This window comes from Isoptericola sp. NPDC057559, from assembly GCF_042801555.1.
In the GTDB taxonomy this organism is placed as follows: domain Bacteria; phylum Actinomycetota; class Actinomycetes; order Actinomycetales; family Cellulomonadaceae; genus Isoptericola.
In genome coordinates, this window is the sequence record NZ_JBHVFQ010000019.1 from 16,986 (window position 1) to 33,812 (window position 16,827).

The window sequence follows — 16,827 nt, forward strand, 5'->3', positions numbered from 1 at the left end:
GGTGGCCTGCCCGACCCCGCAGCGCGTGATGTTGACGGCGCCCCGCGGCCGGTGAAGCATGTGGGCGAGCGTGCGAGGGGACGGGTGCCCCGAGCACGTCGGGACCGTGCGTCGAGGAGGACACATGACCGAAGCGGGACGTCGCGCGCTGATCGTGCAGGGCGGATGGCCGGGGCACGCCCCGGCGGAGGCGACCGAGCTGTTCATCCCCTTCCTCAAGGAGGCGGGGTTCGACGTGTCCGTCGCCGAGAACCTCGAGGTGTACGCCGACGACGGGTTCATGGCGGACGTCGACCTGGTGGTCCAGTGCTGGACGATGGGCGAGATCCTCCCGGACGAGATCCGGGGGCTGCGCGCCGCCGTCGCCGCCGGCACCGGGCTCGCCGGATGGCACGGCGGCATCGTGGACTCGTTCCGCATGGCGACCGACTACCTCCAGATGACGGGCGGACAGTTCGCCGCGCACGCCCACGACCTCGTGCCGCACAGCGTGGAGGTCGTGGCCGAGCACGCCGACCACCCGATCGTCGCCGGCATCGAGCGGATCGACCTGGTCTCCGAGCAGTACTGGATCCTCACCGACCCGGCGTGCGAGGTGCTCGCCACCACCGAGATCGCCCGGCGCGACGGCGACCCGTGGCACGAGCCCGTCGTGTCCCCGGCCGTGTGGACCCGGCGCTGGGGCGCCGGGAAGGTCTTCGTCTGCACCCCGGGCCACCAGCTCGCCGACCTGGAGACGCCCGAGATCCGCACGATCATCGAGCGGGGCATGCTCTGGGCGAGCCGCTGACCGCGGCCCCTACGATGCGGCCATGACCTCGGCCTTCACCGGACTGCTCGCCTATCCGATCACCCCGCTCGGCGCCGGCGGGGACGTCGACCTGGACGCGCTCGAGGGCCTGGTCGGCCGCGCGGCGGCGGCCGGGGTGGACGGCGTCACCGTGCTCGCGACGTCGGGCGCGGGGGTGTCGTTCGACGACGCCGAGCGCGACGCCGTGGTGCGCGTGGCCGTCGCGGCGGCGGGGACCACGCCGGTGCACGTCGGCGTGGCCGGGGAGTCCGCGCACCGCGTGACCGGGCGGGCCCGGGCCGCCGTCGCGGCCGGGGCGGCGGGGCTGGTGCTGCCGCCGTTCTCCTACCTGCCGCTCGACGACGCGGAGGTCCGGGGGCTCTTCGCACGGGTAGGCGCCGCCGCGGCCGGCGCCCCGGCCTGCTTCTACAACAAGCCGGTGCAGCTCGGCCTCGACGTCTCCCCCGCGCTGCTCGCCGACCTCGCCGCGGACGGCTCGGTCGTCGCGGTCAAGGACCCCGCGTCGCTGCCGTCGCGGCCGGCCGGGCGTGTGGCCGAGCTGCGCGCCGCCGCGCCCGGCGTCGCCGTCGGGCTGAGCGGCGACCCCGCCCTGGCGGGCGGCACCGAGGCCGCCGACGCGTGGCACACCGGGCTCGCCGCCCTCGCCCCCGCGGAGTACGTCGCGGTCCGCGCGGCGCGGGTCGCCGGGCCTGAGGCCGGGGACGGCGGCGCGCAGGCCGCGGCCGCGTGGCTGCTCGACCTGGCGCGCGCCGTGGCCGCCACCGGCCGCGCCGTGACCGCGCTGCACGCCGTCGCCGTGCTCCTGGGTACCCCGACCGCGCCGCCGCGCGACGCGCTCGTGCCGCTCACCGCCGCGGACGAGGCCGCCCTGCGGGACGTCGTCGCGGGGCGCCCCGCGTCCTGACCGGACCCGGCAGGAGGGCGGCGGCGTCAGGCCGAGCGCTCGAGCACCGCGACGTGCAGGTCCAGCAGCGCCGCCGTGCGGTCGGACGGGCCGCGCCCGAAGCCGCACTCCGTCGCCACGCCGACCACGCGGTCGCCGAGCACCTGCGCGGCCGCGGCGAGCCGGCGGGTCGCGCCCTCGACGCCGTCCTCGTGGTGCAGCACGCCGAGGTACAGCTCGGTGGCCTCGTCGAGGGCGAGACCGGCCAGCGGCGCCACGTAGGCGACGTCGTCCCGGTCGATCGGGACCGGCAGGTGCACCCACGTGACCGGGCGCGGCAGGGCCGTCACCAGGGCGTTCGCCATCGCGACCAGGTGGCCGGTGTCCGCCGGCTCGACGAAGTGCTTCTCCGCGACGTCGCCGTAGCAGAGGTGGAACCCGAGCTGCACGCCCTCGGGCACGTGCGCCGCGAACCGCGCGGCCCGGCGGGCGCACCCCTCGACGACGCCCTCGTCCCCGCCCGCGCCGGAGTCGAACCAGGCGCGCGCGGCGCCGCCGCCCAGGTTCGCGCCCTCGACGAACGCGAACTCGGTGGCGAGGTCCACCTGCACGGCGAGGTCCTCGGCCGGCACGGCCGCGCAGATCTCCTCGAGCTCGCGCACGAGCGCCGCCTCGTACACCGGGTGGACGGCCGCGCGGTCGGCCGGGGCGACGAAGGTCGTGACCGCCGCGAGCGGCGACGGGAGGCACACCTGGAACCGCGTGCCCGGCGCGATCACGCCCGCGGCCCGCAGCGCGACGAAGTCGGCGTAGGAGGCGAGCGCCGCCGCCGCGTACCCGAGCGGCCCGAACCGCAGGTCCTCCGCCGGCACGGTGCCGTCGAGCACGTGCGGCCGCACGTCGAAGCCGGCCACGACGACGGGCGCGTCGCCCACGCGCGCCAGGCCGTCGACCGCCTCGAACCGCGAGCCCTGGAACAGGATCCAGTGGAACCGCTCGCCCACCTCGCCGTCGGGCACGCGGCGGGCGTGGGCGCCCAGCCCCGTCGCGACCGTGCGCAGCGTGTCGCGCGCGCTCGGCAGGTTCACCGAACCCACGAGGTGGGCACCGCGCAGGGTCAGGGTCGGGGCGGGGGGCTGGTTCGGGGTGAGGGTGTCCGGCACCCGCGCATCGTAGCCGCGGGCGTCAGTCGTCCCCGGGCTCGTCCGCGGCGACCTCCGCGTCCCCCTCGCCGCCGTCGGACCCGTCGCCCGCCCCGAGCGCGGCGGGGCCGCCCTCCAGCAGGCGCGTGAACGCGGCCTCGTCGAGGACGGGCAGGCCGAGCTCCTCCGCCTTGGCCGCCTTCGACCCGGCGTTCTCCCCCACCACCACGTAGTCCGTCTTCTTCGAGACCGACCCGGCCGCCTTGCCGCCCGCGGCGAGGACCGCCTCCTTGGCGCCGTCGCGGCTGTACCCCTCGAGCGAGCCGGTCACGACCACCGTCAGCCCGGCGAGCGGTCCCGTCGGGCCCTCGTCCGCCTGGGCGGCCATGGCCGCGGGCCCGGGGTGGTCCGGGATCCAGGTGCGGACGCCGGCAGCCTGCCAGCGGTCGACGATCTCGCGGTGCCACTCGACGTCGAACCAGGCCAGGAGCGCGTCGGCGATGATCGTGCCGACGCCCTCCACGGCCGCCAGCTCCTCGCGCGACGCCGCCCGGATCGCGTCGAGCGAGCCGAACCAGCCCGCGAGCGCCCGGGCCGCGACGGGCCCGACGTGGCGGATGTTGAGGCTGACCAGGATCCGCCAGAGGTCCTTGGTCTTGGCGAGCTCCAGCTCCTCGAGGAGCTTGGTGGCCGCGGCCGTCGGCTCGAGCTCGGGCAGGGGCTCCCCCGCCGCCTCGGCCTCGGCCCGCCGGGCCTTCGTGTACGTGACCTTCTTGCGGAACGGCGTCCGGCGCCGCGCGACGCCGTCGTCGTCCATCCTGGGCAGCCCCGTCTCGGCGTCGCGCACCACGACCTCGATGGGCAGCAGCTGCTCCAGCGTGAGGTCGAAGAGGCCGGCCTCGGTGCGCAGCGGCGGGACCTCCGGCACCTCGGGCTGGGTGAGCGCGGACGCCGTCACCTCGCCGAGCGCCTCGACGTCCAGGCCGCCGCGCGAGCCGATGTGCTCCACCCGGCCGCGCACCTGCGCCGGGCAGGTCTCGGCGTTGGGGCAGCGCAGGTCGACGTCGCCCTCCTTCATCGGCCGCAGCGGGGTGCCGCACTCCGGGCACACGGCGGGCATGACGAAGTCCTCGCGCGGGTAGCCGTCGTCGGCCAGCGCGGTGACCGGGCCGAGGATCTCGGGGATGACGTCGCCGGCCTTGCGCAGCACCACCATGTCGCCGATGCGCACGCCCTTGGCCCGCACCACGTCCTGGTTGTGCAGCGTGGCCTGCCGCACCGTGGAGCCGGCCACCAGGACCGGCTCCATCACCGCGTACGGCGTGGCGCGGCCCGTGCGGCCCACGCCCACCTGGATGGCCAGCAGGCGGGTGGTGACCTCCTCCGGCGGGTACTTGTAGGCGATGGCCCAGCGGGGCGCGCGGCTCGTGGCGCCGAGGCGGCGCTGGTCCTCGAGGGCGTCGACCTTGACGACGATGCCGTCGAGCTCGTGCTCGATGTCGTGGCGGTGGACGCCGAAGTGCTCGATCATCTCGACGACGCCGTCCACGCCCTCCACCACCCGGTTGTGCGGCGAGACGGGCAGGCCCCAGCGCGCGAAGTGCTCGTACGCCTCCGACTGCCGCGCCAGCTCGGTGTGCTCACCCGCCGTCCACTGCAGCGCGCCGATCCCGTGCACGTACAGGCGCAGCGACTCCACGCGGGCGACGCCCGCCTCGAGCTCCATGCCCTCCTTCTTGTCGAGCAGCTGGCGCAGGCCGCCCGCCGCCGCGTTGCGCGGGTTCGCGAACTGCGGGAAGCGGCGCAGCGCGGCGACGCGGGCGCGCTCCTCGTCGAACGGGCGCGCGGTCGTCGCGCGGCCGCCGTGCCGCTCGCGCGACTCCGCCACGACGCGGTCGCGCAGCTGCGCCTGCAGCTCGTTGAGGCGCTCGAACGCCGCGACGGGGATGAAGACCTCGCCCCGGACCTCGACGAGGTCCGGGTGGCCCTCGCCCTCGAGGCGCCGCGGGATGTCGGCGATCCGCAGGGCGTTCTGCGTGACGTCCTCGCCCGTGCGGCCGTCGCCGCGGGTGGCGGCGCGCACCAGGCGGCCCTTCTCGTACAGCAGGGCGATCGCCAGCCCGTCGATCTTCACCTCGGACAGGTAGCCCACGTGCTCGGCCGCCAGGTCGCGGGCCACGCGCGCGTCCCACGCCCGCAGCTCCTCGGTGGAGAACACGTTGTCGAGGCTCAGCATGCGCTCGACGTGCTCCACGGTGGCGAAGCCGCCCGCGGCCGCGCCGCCCACCCGCTGCGTCGGGGACTCGGGCGTGACGAGCGCCGGGTGCGCGGCCTCGATGGCCTCCAGCTCGTGCATCCGCGCGTCGTACTCGGCGTCGGACACCCGCGGGGCGTCGTCCTCGTAGTAGGCGCGCTGGTCGGCCTCCACCAGCGCGACCAGCTCCGCCCAGCGGCGCTGGGCCGCGGCCTCGTCGAGCAGGGTGTCCGGCGCGGTGTTCTCGGTGTCCGTCACGGGCCCATCTTGCCGCGTGCCGCCGACACCGGCCGGATCGGGCGCCATGCACGGCCCGACCTGCGAGAAGGCCTGTCCCCGACGCTGTCCGAACCGCTACGATTCTGGCGATTTGGCCCGCTCGACCGATCCCCACCCGACCGACAGCAAGGACGCTCATGAAGATCGCCGTCGTCGGCGCCGGCTTCGCCGGCCTGGCCAGTACCAAGGTGCTCCGCGAGTTCGGGCACGACGTGACCGTGTTCGACAAGACCCCCGACGTCGGCGGCGTCTGGAGCGCCAGCCGCCGCTACTCCGGGCTCACCACCCAGAACAACAAGGGCTCGTACGCCTTCTCGGACCTGCCCATGCCGAAGGACTACCCGGAGTGGCCCAGCGGCGAGCAGGTCCAGGCGTACCTCGAGCGGTACGTGGACCTGCACGACCTGCGCCCCACCCTGCGCCTGTCCACCGAGGTGGTGCGCGCCGAGCTCACGGCCGCCGAGGACGGCTGGCTGGTCACCGCCCGGCGCTCGGGCGAGCCCGTGGGCGACCCCGAGCCGTTCGACCACGTGGTCGTCGCGAACGGCATCTTCTCCGACCCCGTGATCCCCCGCTTCGAGGGCCTGGCGCAGCTCATGCGCGCCGGCGGCAAGGTCGTCGCCGCGAGCCAGCTCACGTCGCTCGAGGACGCGCGCGACAAGCACGTCGTCGTCGTCGGCTACGGCAAGTCGGCCTGCGACGTCGCCGCCGAGATCGGCCCGGTCGCGGCGAGCACCCACGTCGTCGCCCGGCACCTGCTGTGGAAGCTGCCCAAGAAGATCGCCAACGCGCTCAACTACAAGTACCTGCTGCTCACCCGCATGGGCGAGGGCCTGTTCCGCTACCAGACGGTGGCCGGCGGCATGGAGCGGTTCCTGCACGGCCCCGGCGACGGCGTCCGCAGGTCGATGCTGTCCAGCGTGGGCTCGGTCTCCACCAAGCAGCTGCACCTCAAGGAGCTGGGCCTCGTGCCCCGCGGCGAGTTCGCCGACATCGCCCGCTCCACCGTGTCGCTCGCCACGGACGGCTTCTTCGACCAGGTCGCCGACGGCACCGTCCGCGTGCACCGCGACGCCGAGATCGAGCGCCTGGCGACCGACGACGACGGCGCGCCCGTCGCCGTCCTCGACGACGGCACCACCGTGCCCGCGGACCTCGTCGTGTGCGGCACCGGCTTCCACCAGCGCGTGCCGTTCCTCGACGACGACCTGCAGGCCCGCCTGCTCGACGACCGCGGCAACTTCCAGCTCTACCGCCAGGTGCTCCCGCACGACGTGCCGCACCTGACGTTCGCCGGGTACAACTCCTCGCTGTTCAGCCCGCTGTCGGCCGAGGTCGCCGCCCTGTGGACCGCCGCCCACCTGGCCGGCGCGGTGCGGGTGCCGCCGATCCAGGTGCGCCGCGAGCACGTGACGAACCGCGTCGACTGGATGGAGAAGCGCACCGAGGGCAAGCACGCCCGCGGCACCAACGTCATCCCGTTCTCGCTGCACCAGATCGACGAGATGCTCGACGACCTGGACCTGCGCCTCCCCGCCGCCACCCGCGCCGGCCAGTGGCTGCTGCCGGTGGACCCGAAGGCGTACCGGAGCCTGTCGGACAAGCTCCGCCGCCGGGTCGGGCAGGGCGCCTGACCCGCCGCGCGGGCCCCCGGCCGCTCCGCACGCCGCCGTCGGCCGACGGCGGACGGGTCAGACGAAGCGGACCGGGAGCTCGCGCGGGTGGCGCACCCACGCCGAGCGCACCGGCACGACGTCGGCCGGGGGCACCGTCAGCTCCATGTCGGCGACCCGGGCGAGGAAGTGCCCGACCACGGCCCGCGTGATCAGGGGCGCGGTGCGGTGCGCCGGGCAGGCGTGCGCGCCGGTGCCCCAGGTGAGGTGGAACCGGGCGTCGACCTGCTCCCACGGGTCGGCCGCCCGCACCGCGCGGTCCGCGTTGGCCGCGGCGACCGCGGGCACGACGGCGTCGCCCGCCGCGATGGCCTGCCCGCCCAGCTCGCAGTCCGCGAGGGCGTAGCGGGGTCGCAGGTGCGGCAGCGGCGGCGCGTCGCGGGCGACCTCGTCGAGCGCGTCGTCCAGGGAGATGCGCCCGCCGTGCAGCCGCGCCGCGAAGCCCGGGTCCGCGAGCAGGCGCTGCAGGGCGGTGGCGATCCACGCGATCTCCGCGTCGTGGGCCGTGGCGAAGACCAGGCCGACGGCGCCCATCACCTCGAGGTCGTTCTCGTGGGCCGGGTGCGCCAGCAGCGCGGAGGTGAGGTCGTCGCTCGGCTCGGCCCGCCGGGCGGCCACGAACCCCGCCAGCAGGTCCTCGACCTCGACCGACGCGGCGAACGAGTCCGCGGTGCCGGAGCGCTGGACGACGGTGAGCTGGTGCAGGCGGCGCGCGTCGGCGAGCGTCATGCCCAGCAGGTCGGCGAGCACCCGCACCGGGACGTCGACGGCGTACTCGGCCACCATGTCGGCGGTGCCGCGAGCGGCCAGCCGGTCCAGGACGGAGGTGCAGGCGACGTCGACGGTCCGCACCACCCGCTTCTCCTCGACCGCGTCGAGGGCGTCGGCCAGCGGGGTGCGCAGGCGGCGGTGCTCGGCGCCGTCGCGGTCGTGCGCGCTGTCGCGCTGGGCCAGCACCGCGCGCGTGGGCGAGCGCCAGGCGACCTTGCGCTCGGCCTCGTAGCGCCAGCGCCGCGCGTCGCGCGTGAACAGCGCCTCGTTGCGCAGCACGGCGGACACCTCGGCGTGCCCCAGCGCCAGCCACGCCGGCACCCCGGGCTCGAGGTCGACGGGCGCGAGCGAGCCCCAGCGCGAGCGCAGGGCCTCGTACCGCTCGGCCGGGTCGGGCGCGCCCGCCAGGTCGGCCAGGAGCGGCCGGTCGGCGACCTCCTCCAGCGGCACGACGCGCACGGCGCCCGTGAGGCTCACGCGGCCGCGCTCCCGCCCGCGAGCCGCACCGCGTGCGCGACCAGGGCCTTGAGCGCCTCCACGGCCTGGCGCCGCTCGCGCAGGTCGCCCGCCACCACCGGCGTGCCCGGCGGCAGGTCGAGCGCCGCGCGCACGGCGTCCGTCGAGTGCTGCGGGGCGCCGGGGAACTCGTTGACGACGACGGCCACGGGCAGCGCCGTGTGCTCCTCGAGCTGGTCCAGCACCTCGAAGCTGTCCTCCAGGCGGCGGGTGTCCACGACGACGAGCGCCCCGACCGCGCCGTCCGCCAGCCCCACCCACAGGTCCCAGAAGCGCTTCTGGCCCGGCGTGCCGAACAGGTAGAGCGCCGTCGTGCCGCCCACGGTCACGCGGCCGAAGTCCATCGCCACCGTGGTGGTCGACTTCGCGCCGAGGCGGGGGTCGACGCCCACGCTGGCGGCCGTGATCGTCTCCTCGGTGGTGAGCACGGGGATCTCGCTCACCGCGCCGATGAGGGTCGTCTTGCCGACGCCGTAGGCGCCCACGACGAGCACCTTCACCGACCGCTCGACGGTGGCCGCCAGGTGCAGCGCCGCGCCGTCCGCCGCGCCCCGCTCAGAAGCGTCGGAGCCCATCGAGGACCTCCTCCAGCAGGTCGAGGCCGAGCGCGTTCTGCGGCGAGCGGACCGCGAGGTAGCCGGCGTCGAGCAGGTCGGAGGCCAGCACCGCGACAAGGCTCGTGGGCAGCCGCAGGTACGCGGCGAGCTCCGCGAGGGACAGCGTGCCGCGGCACGTCGCGAGGAGCGCGCGCTCGTGCCGGCCGGCCCCGCGCGGCAGCTCGCGCCCGTCGTCCACGGCGCACAGCAGCGTCTCGGGCCGCAGCGTGTTGCGGCTGGGGTGCGCGCGCCCGCCCGTGAGGACGTAGGTGCGCACCGGGTGGTCGCGGAAGCCGTCCGCGGGGGTCTGCGCGGGCATGGTGTGCTCCTCAGCTCTCGGCGTCGGTGGCGGCGCCGGCGGCAGGGCCGGCTCCGGAGGGGCGCAGCACGTCGGTGCCGAGGGTCCGCTCGCCGATCATGAGGACCTGCGCCTGCATCTGCTGCGCCACGAGCCCGGGGTCCACGGTCGCGTCGGTGACGACGGCGAGGCGCGACCCGTCTCCGGCCCGGCGCACGAACAGGAAGCCGCCCTCGAACTCCACCAGCACCTGGCGCAGCCGGTCCCCCGCGCCGAACTCGCGGCCCATGCTCATGCCGAGCGCGACGAGGCCGGCGCACGCGGCGGCGACCTTGTCGGCCGTGTCCGGGTCCGTGACGTCCGTGCGGACCTTGACCAGGCCGTCGGAGCTGAGCACCACGGCGTGCCGCACCCCGCGCACCCCGGCCACCAGGTCGAGCATCCAGCTGTCCGGATGCGCGGCCGGGGTCGGCGTCGTGCCGGTGGTCTGGGTGGTCATGAGTCCTCCGGGTTCGCGTCCGCCGTGGCGGACGACGGCGTGTCGTGGGCGGGGGTGTCAGGGGTGGTCGGTGCCGCGCCGCTCGTCGCGGCGGCGACGGGCTCGTGGTCCGCGCGGTCCGCGGCGAAGAACGCGCCGATCCAGGCGCCGGCCTCCTCGGCCGACTGGTCGGACGCCGGGTCGGGGGCCTGGCCGGGCAGCTCGCCTGCGGCGCCCGGGGCGGCCGGACCGCCCGACGCGACGACGCGCTGCGCGCCGGTGGCCGCGTCGCCGCGGCGCGCGCGCCGCTGCGGGAGCGTGGGCGCGCCGTCCGCGGGGCTCGCCACCCCGGGCGCGACGGCACCGGGTGCGGCGGCGGGCGGGCCGGGCAGGACGTCGCGCGGCCGCTCCGGCCAGGCGTCGTCCACGCTCGGGGCGAGGGTGTCGGGCGCCGCCGCCACGGCGGTGGTCAGCTCGCCGGGCACCATGACGACGGCACGCAGGCCGCCGTAGACGGACTCCATGAGGTCGACGCGCAGGTCGAGCGCGCGGGCGTACGACCCGACCACCGCGAGGCCGGTCTGCGGCACCTCCCCGAGGTCGGCGATCCCGACCGGCCGAGCGCCGGACACCACCGCCCGCACGCGCTCCAGCTCGCGGGTCACCATGCCCACGCCGCAGTCGTCGACCTCGATGACGGCGCCGCGCTGCACCTGCCGGACCGCGACGAGCACCTGCGTGTTCGGCGGGGAGCACTGCGTGGCGTTGGCGAGCAGCTCGGCCACCACGTGCACGATCGGCTCGACGGCGCGGCCGACCACCGCCAGGCCCGGGTCGCCCGAGACCTCGACGCGCTGGAACGCGGTGATGCGGCCCGCGGCGGCGCGGACGACGTCGGGCAGCGGGAGCGGGTCGTCCCAGGTCTGCCCGGGGCGGCGCCCGCACAGCGCGACGAGGTTCTGCGCCTGCCGCGCGTGCTGGGCGGCGGCGTGGTCGATCCGCATCGCCGTCTGCAGCACGTCCGGGTCGGCCGCGTGCCGCTGCACCGTGCGGGCCGCCTCCTCCTGGATGCGGTGCGCCGACGCCTGCACCTTGCGGCCCAGCGCGACGACGGCGGTCTCGACGGCGGAGCGCTCGTCGTCGCGGGCCGCACGCGTGCGGGCCAGCTCGGCCGTCGCGTCCTCCAGGGCGCGGGCCGACGCGGCGAGGTCGGCGGCCAGGACGACGCCCTCGGCCTGCAGGCCCCGCCGCGCCGCCTCGGTACGCCGGGCGGCGCCCGCCAGCAGGGCGGTCGCGAGGACCACCAGGAGGGCGGCCGCGCCGGCCAGTCCCCAGGTCCCCGCGGGGGTCAGCCGGTCGCCGAGCACCGGCCCGGCGACGATGCACGCCACGGCCAGCGCGGCGCAGAGCAGGGCCGGGACGCGCGTCGTGCGCGTACCGGCGGTGGTCGTCGTGCTCACCGCACCCCCGGGGGTGGAAAGGGACGGGTCTCTCGGAACGTCCATACCGGATTTACTGCTCTGACCAGGAGTTTCTACCACGGGCGCCCGGCGGGTGAAAGAGGCCGTGCCGCCCGCGTGGCGGGTCGACGGCCGGGCTGCCGCCGTCGCGCCGGTGTCCCCCGGTCGGGCGGCGGCTAGGGTGCCGAGCATGACCGCCGAGCGCACCACGACCGCACCGACCGACGCCCCGCCGACCCCGCTCGACCCGGCCGCGCCGGACCCGTTCGGGTGGCTCGAGGAGGTCGAGGGCGAGGCCGCGCTGGCGTGGGTGCGCGAGCGCAACGACCACGCGCACGCGACGGTCGGCGCCGCCCCCGGTTTCGGGGCCACGCAGGCCGCCGTCCGCGAGGTGCTGGACTCCGACGACCGCATCCCCGACGTGTCGCGGATCGGCGACCACCTGTACAACTTCTGGCGGGACGCCGCGCACGAGCGGGGCCTGTGGCGCCGCACCACCCCCGACTCCTACCGCACCGACGCGCCCGACTGGGAGACCGTGCTCGACCTCGACGCCCTCGCCGAGGCCGAGGGCGAGAGCTGGGTGTGGCACGGCGCGTCCCTGCTGCGCCCCACGCCCGGGCAGCTCGCGGCCGGCGAGCCGTGGCGCCGTGCCCTGGTGGACCTCTCCCCCGGCGGGTCCGACGCCGACGTCACGCGCGAGTTCGACCTCGTCGCCAAGCGGTTCGTGCCGGCGGCCGACGGCGGCTTCGAGCGCGACACCGCGCGGGCCGACGGCCGCACCGGCGCCAAGGGAGGGCTGGCCTGGGTCGACGAGGACACCGTGTACGTGTTCACCGACTTCGGTCCCGGCACGACCACGCCGTCCGGCTACCCCCGCATCGCCCGGCTCTGGCGGCGCGGCACCCCGCTCGAGGACGCCGCGCTCGTCTACGAGGGCACGGACGAGGACATGTACATCTCCGCCCGCCGGTCGCGTACCCCCGGCTTCGAGCGGGACGTCGTGAGCCGGTCGATCGCGTTCTACCGGTCGGAGACCTACCTCGTCGAGGCCGTCGGGACGCCGGACCAGCGCCTGGTCAGGGTCGAGGTGCCCGAGTCCGCCGAGGTCGGCTTCCACCGCGAGTGGCTGCTGGTCGAGCTGCGCGACGACTGGACCGTGCCGTCCGACGGGGCCGGCCCGGAGCGCAGCTACGCCGCCGGCTCCCTGCTCGCCGCGCCCGCCGACGCGTTCCTCGCCGGCTCCCGCGACCTCACCGTGCTCTTCGCGCCCACGGGGTCGACCTCGCTGGTCGGCGCGGCCTGGACGCGCCACCACCTCGTCGTCAACGTCCTCGACGACGTGAAGAACGCGGTGCACGTGCTCACCCCGCCCGCCGACGCGGCGCCCGGCGTGCCGTGGACCCGCTCCGAGCTGCCGCTGGGCGGCGGGCTGCTGACGGTCGGGGTGCGCGCCGTGGACGCCGTCGACAGCGACGACGTGTGGGTCACGACCACCGGCTACCTCACGCCGTCCACCCTGGCCCTCACGACCGTCGCCGGGCCGGGCGCCGAGCCCGCGGAGCCCGAGGTGCTCAAGTCGGCGCCCGCGTTCTTCGACGCCGCGGGCATGGTGGCGGACCAGCACTTCGCCACGTCCGAGGACGGCACGCGCGTGCCGTACTTCGTCGTGGGCCGCGAGGACCTGGTGCGGCCCGCGGACCCGGCCGCCGGGGGCACCGCGCCGACGCTGCTGTACGGCTACGGCGGCTTCGAGATCCCGCTGCTGCCCGGGTACTCCGGCACGGTCGGCCGAGCCTGGCTCGCCGACGGCGGCGTCTACGTGGTCGCGAACATCCGCGGCGGCGGCGAGTACGGCCCGGCGTGGCACCAGGCGGCGCTGAAGGAGCACCGCCACCGGGCGTACGAGGACTTCGCCGCCGTCGCGCGCGACCTCGTGTCCCGCGGCATCACCACGCCGGCCCACCTCGGCGCGCAGGGCGGCTCGAACGGCGGGCTGCTGGCGGGCAACATGCTCACCCGGTACCCCGACCTGTTCGGCGCCGTCGTGGTGCAGGTGCCGCTGCTCGACATGAAGCGGTACTCGCACCTGCTCGCCGGCGCGTCGTGGATGGCCGAGTACGGCGACCCCGACACCGACGACTGGGAGTTCGTCCGCACCTTCTCGCCGTACCACCTGTTCGACGCCGGCCGCGCCTACCCTCCGGTGCTGTTCACGACGTCCACCAAGGACGACCGCGTGCACCCGGGCCACGCGCGCAAGCTGGCCGCGCTGATGCTCGCGGCGGGCGCCGACGTCACGTCCTACGAGAACGTCGAGGGCGGGCACGGCGGCGCGGCGAACAACGCGCAGGCCGCGCACATGGCCGCGCTCGCCTGGACCTTCCTGCGCGAGCGCCTCGCCTGACGGCGTGGGCGCGTCCTCGGCGTCCTCCGGTCACGACCGGGGGCCGAGGACGCGCCCACCACGCTCCGCGCGGTCAGGGGCGCGCGCCGCGCGCCGCGCCGAGCTCCGTCCCGAGTTCCGTCCCGAGTTCCGTCCCGCGCTCCGTCCCGAGCGCCGCCCGCACCGAGGTCCACGACGCGAGCCGCGCGCGCACGTCCTCCCGCGCCTCCGTGGCCAGCGCCTCGGCGTGGGCCCGCTCGAGGACGTCGTCCACGAGCACCCGCTCCCCCGACGTCGCGGACGCGACGGCCGCCTCGACCATCGCGAGGCTGAGCACGTTCTCGTGCACCTCGCCGCGCGGCACCGGCCCGCCGTCGAGCGCCGCGAGGAAGGCCGTCAGCGCCCCCGCGATGCCCTCGCCGGTGCTCTCGCCCCCGGCCGCCCCGCCCCGCGCCTCCTCGCCGGCCGGCGCGGGCGCGCGCTCCACCTCGGGGTCGTGGTCGCCGTCCCAGGACGCGGTGCCGTGCTCGCCCGACAGCCGCCACGCGCCGTTCCACGAGGTCTCGCGCCACGGGCTGCACCAGCTGCCCGTGTACGCGTACCGCACGCCGCCGGTCATCTCGAAGACGGCGCTCGCCGCGGCGTCGCCGGAGTACCAGCTCCACGGCGGGTTGAACGACTCGCAGTACACCGAGACCGGCTCGGCGTCGAGCAGGTACCGCGCGGTGTCGAAGGGGTGGATGGCCATGTCCACGAGCAGCGGGTGGGCCATCTCCTCGCGGAAGCCGCCGAAGCGCGGGGCCCGGAAGAACTCCGTGGTGAGCAGGCCCGGCCGCCCGAGCGTGCCGGCCTGCCGCCGGAACGCGGCGAGCTGCGGGTTGTAGCGGCGCGACTGGCTGACCATGAACAGCTGCCCGGTGACCTCGGCGGCCGCGACGAGCGAGAGGGTCTCCGCGACCGTCGCCGCCGCGGGCTTCTCCCCCAGCACCGGCAGCCCCGCGAACAGGGCCGCCGTCGTCACGGGGTGGTGGGCCGCCGGGACGGTGACGTCGACGACGGCGCGCGCCCCGGTCGCCCGGGCCAGGTCCACCGCGTCGGTGCCCACCGGGACCCCGGGGAGCCCGGCGTCGGCGAGCGCCCGGCGCGCCGCGTCGACGTCGAGGTCGACGACGCCGGCGAGCTCGGCCCCCGCCTCCGCCCCGACGGCCGCCAGCCAGGCGCGGCCCATGCCGCCCGCGCCGACGAGGACCAGCGGGACGCTCACAGCCCGGCCTCCGTCGCGGCGGCGCGGGCCTCGTCGCTCAGCGCGCCGCCGTAGCCCTGGCCCCCGTAGAAGTCCTCGGTGTCGTACCGCAGCAGCGTGGGGGCGGTGCGCTCCGGGCGCACGGTGACGGCCCACCCGACGGCGTTGGCGATGACCCGGCGGACACCGTCGTGGAAGTACGTCGGGTACTCCTGGTCGCCGGGGCGGAAGTAGAAGATCTTGCCGTAGCCGCGGCGGTACGTGATGCCCGACCGGAAGACCTCCCCGCCCGAGAACGTGCTGAGGAAGACGGTCTCGTCCGGGGCGGGGACGTCGAAGAACTCCCCGTACATCTCGTCCTCCTCGATGATCATCGGGTGCGGGATCCCCCGGGCGATGGGGTGCGTCGGGTCGACGGTCCACACCAGCTCCCGGTCGTGCTCCGCGCGCCACCGCAGGGTGCACGAGGTCCCCATGAGCTTCATGAAGATCTTGGACCAGTGCCCCGAGTGCAGGACGACGAGCCCCATCCCCTCCAGCACGTGCCGGTGGACGCGCTCGACCACCTCGTCGGAGACCTCGCCGTGCGCGGCGTGCCCCCACCACGTGAGCACGTCGGTGTCCCGCAGGACCTCCTCGGTGAGCCCGTGCTCGGGGTCGTCGAGGGTGGCCGTGCGCACCCGCGCGCCGGCGCCGAGGTGGGCCTCGATGCCCTGGGCGACGGCGCCGTGCATGCCGTCGGGGTACCGGGCGGCGACCGACGGCTCGAGCTGCTCGTGCCGGTTCTCGCCCCAGACGGTGACGCGGATCGGTGCGGTCATGGTGTCTCCTTCACTCGGGTGGCTGGTGATCGGGTGGCCGGTTCTCGGATGCGTGCTTCTCGTGGGTGCGTCTCGTAGGTGCTTCTCGGTATCGATGCGCATCGACGTCCTGCGGGGCTCCGCCGCGCCGGCCCTCGGCCGGGTGGCGGTCGGGCCGGGCTAGCCGGCCGCCGGCGCGGTGCGCGTCGACGCGCGCCGCACCAGTACCGCGGGCGCGAGCTCCTGCCCCCCGCCGCGCGGTGCGTCGCCGTCGAGCAGGGCGAAGACGCGCTCCATCACGCGCCGGGAGACGTCGCGCGGCCGCGGCGACGTGGCGGTGAGACCGTGCGGCTCCGCCTCGGCGTCGAGGGCCAGGCCGACGACGTCGACGTCTGCGCCCGGCCGGCGACCCCGGTCGGCCAGCGCGCGCAGCGCCTCGGGGATCGCGGTCGCCAGCACGAGGCCGGGCACCCCGCCGGACGCGAGGGCGCCGTCGACCGCCCGCCGCACGTCCGGCTCCCCGGCCGGCCGGTGCCAGTGCAGCTCGACGCCGCGCGCCGCGGCCGCCGCGCACGCGCCGCGCTCGAACCGCGGCACGAAGTTGATGCCCTGCGCGGTGACGTCCGGCCCCCAGCCCAGCACGTCCACCGTCCGGTGGCCCAGGTCGGCCAGCTCGGCCACGAGCAGGCCGCCCGCGGCCTCGAAGTCGAAGTCGAGGCAGTCGAGCCCCGCGGCGTCGTCGGGGATCCCGATGAACACGACGGGCAGCGGCAGCTCCCGCGCCACGTCGACGCGGTCGTCGTCGGTGCCGACCCCCATGACGACGAGGGCGTCGCACAGCGAGCGTCCCGCGACCCGGCGCAGCCCGGCGGGGCCCTCGTCGGCGGTCACGAGGAGCACGTCGTGGTCGCGCCGACGCGCGGCCAGCAGGATCTCCTCGACGAACACCATGAGGCGCTGCGCGCTGGAGTCCGGGTCGACCGGCACCACGACGGCGACGGTGCTGGTGCGGTGCCCCGCCAGGGCCCGCGCCCCGGCGTGCGGCTCGTAGGTCAGGCGGTCGATGGCCTCCTGGACGCGCCGCCTCGTCCCCGGGGAGATCGGGCGCTTGCCGCTCATGACGTAGGAGACCGTCGACTGCGACACCCCGGCCTCGCGCGCGACGTCGGCGCTGGTCGGCCCCTTCGGCACGTCGTCTCCCGTCGTCGGCGGACGTCGCCGGGTCCCGGCGGCGATC

General features: G+C 76.3%; 14 protein-coding genes. 4 read left to right on the plus strand and 10 right to left on the minus strand.

Annotation, left to right across the window (positions count from 1 at the left end):
* Positions 1 to 124: 124 nt before the first annotated feature.
* A complete protein-coding gene (locus ACFU5J_RS16175) occupies positions 125 to 790 on the plus strand; it encodes a ThuA domain-containing protein (RefSeq protein WP_430579395.1) in 666 nt (221 codons plus the stop codon).
* Between the two features lie 22 nt (positions 791 to 812).
* A complete protein-coding gene (locus ACFU5J_RS16180) occupies positions 813 to 1,715 on the plus strand; it encodes a dihydrodipicolinate synthase family protein (RefSeq protein ID WP_430579396.1) in 903 nt (300 codons plus the stop codon).
* Between the two features lie 26 nt (positions 1,716 to 1,741).
* Here the strand turns inward: ACFU5J_RS16180 and ACFU5J_RS16185 are convergent, their stop codons facing one another.
* Together ACFU5J_RS16185 and ligA are read right to left on the minus strand one after the other, a co-directional pair.
* The gene (locus tag ACFU5J_RS16185) at positions 1,742 to 2,857 is read right to left on the minus strand and encodes a hypothetical protein (protein ID WP_430579397.1); all 1,116 of its coding nucleotides are present in this window, start codon (positions 2,855 to 2,857) and stop codon (positions 1,742 to 1,744) included.
* Between the two features lie 22 nt (positions 2,858 to 2,879).
* Positions 2,880 to 5,396, minus strand: coding sequence for an NAD-dependent DNA ligase LigA (gene ligA / locus ACFU5J_RS16190; protein WP_430579398.1), 2,517 nt, complete (start codon positions 5,394 to 5,396; stop codon positions 2,880 to 2,882).
* Between the two features lie 110 nt (positions 5,397 to 5,506).
* Here ligA and ACFU5J_RS16195 point away from each other — a divergent pair, with 110 nt between their 5' ends.
* Complete coding sequence (locus ACFU5J_RS16195; protein ID WP_430579399.1) at positions 5,507 to 7,003, plus strand: flavin-containing monooxygenase; 1,497 nt, start codon at positions 5,507 to 5,509, stop codon at positions 7,001 to 7,003.
* 57 nt (positions 7,004 to 7,060) lie between these two features.
* Here ACFU5J_RS16195 and ACFU5J_RS16200 read toward each other — a convergent pair whose 3' ends face one another.
* From ACFU5J_RS16200 to ACFU5J_RS16220, 5 genes are read right to left on the minus strand one after another with little or no spacing between them, the layout of a single operon-like run.
* Positions 7,061 to 8,290, minus strand: coding sequence for a hypothetical protein (locus ACFU5J_RS16200; RefSeq protein WP_430577357.1), 1,230 nt, complete (start codon positions 8,288 to 8,290; stop codon positions 7,061 to 7,063).
* Entirely contained in the window at positions 8,287 to 8,904 is a 618-nt protein-coding gene (locus ACFU5J_RS16205) for an ATP/GTP-binding protein (protein WP_430577356.1), read from the minus strand. Before ACFU5J_RS16205 ends, ACFU5J_RS16200 begins: the two co-directional genes overlap by 4 nt.
* Positions 8,885 to 9,244 carry a DUF742 domain-containing protein gene (locus ACFU5J_RS16210; RefSeq protein WP_430577355.1) on the minus strand — a complete coding sequence of 120 codons (360 nt, stop codon included), beginning with the start codon at positions 9,242 to 9,244 and terminating at the stop codon, positions 8,885 to 8,887. Before ACFU5J_RS16210 ends, ACFU5J_RS16205 begins: the two co-directional genes overlap by 20 nt.
* Positions 9,245 to 9,254: 10 nt before the next feature.
* A complete protein-coding gene (locus ACFU5J_RS16215) occupies positions 9,255 to 9,722 on the minus strand; it encodes a roadblock/LC7 domain-containing protein (protein ID WP_430577354.1) in 468 nt (155 codons plus the stop codon).
* The gene (locus ACFU5J_RS16220) at positions 9,719 to 11,161 is read right to left on the minus strand and encodes a hypothetical protein (protein WP_430577353.1); all 1,443 of its coding nucleotides are present in this window, start codon (positions 11,159 to 11,161) and stop codon (positions 9,719 to 9,721) included. Before ACFU5J_RS16220 ends, ACFU5J_RS16215 begins: the two co-directional genes overlap by 4 nt.
* Before the next feature lie 190 nt (positions 11,162 to 11,351).
* Between ACFU5J_RS16220 and ACFU5J_RS16225 the strand changes: the two genes are divergently transcribed.
* A complete protein-coding gene (locus ACFU5J_RS16225) occupies positions 11,352 to 13,568 on the plus strand; it encodes a prolyl oligopeptidase family protein (protein WP_430579400.1) in 2,217 nt (738 codons plus the stop codon).
* A gap of 73 nt (positions 13,569 to 13,641) precedes the next feature.
* On the opposite strand, the gene ACFU5J_RS16230 is transcribed toward ACFU5J_RS16225, so the two are convergent.
* The 3 genes from ACFU5J_RS16230 to ACFU5J_RS16240 all read right to left on the minus strand — a co-directional run bounded on the left by ACFU5J_RS16230 (position 13,642) and on the right by ACFU5J_RS16240 (position 16,781).
* Entirely contained in the window at positions 13,642 to 14,775 is a 1,134-nt protein-coding gene (locus tag ACFU5J_RS16230; RefSeq protein ID WP_430579434.1) for a Gfo/Idh/MocA family protein, read from the minus strand.
* A gap of 32 nt (positions 14,776 to 14,807) precedes the next feature.
* Positions 14,808 to 15,611, minus strand: a complete 804-nt coding sequence (locus tag ACFU5J_RS16235; RefSeq protein WP_430579401.1) for a ThuA domain-containing protein — start codon at positions 15,609 to 15,611, stop codon at positions 14,808 to 14,810.
* A 159-nt stretch (positions 15,612 to 15,770) separates the two neighbouring features.
* Entirely contained in the window at positions 15,771 to 16,781 is a 1,011-nt protein-coding gene (locus ACFU5J_RS16240; RefSeq protein ID WP_430579402.1) for a LacI family DNA-binding transcriptional regulator, read from the minus strand.
* Positions 16,782 to 16,827: the final 46 nt, after the last annotated feature.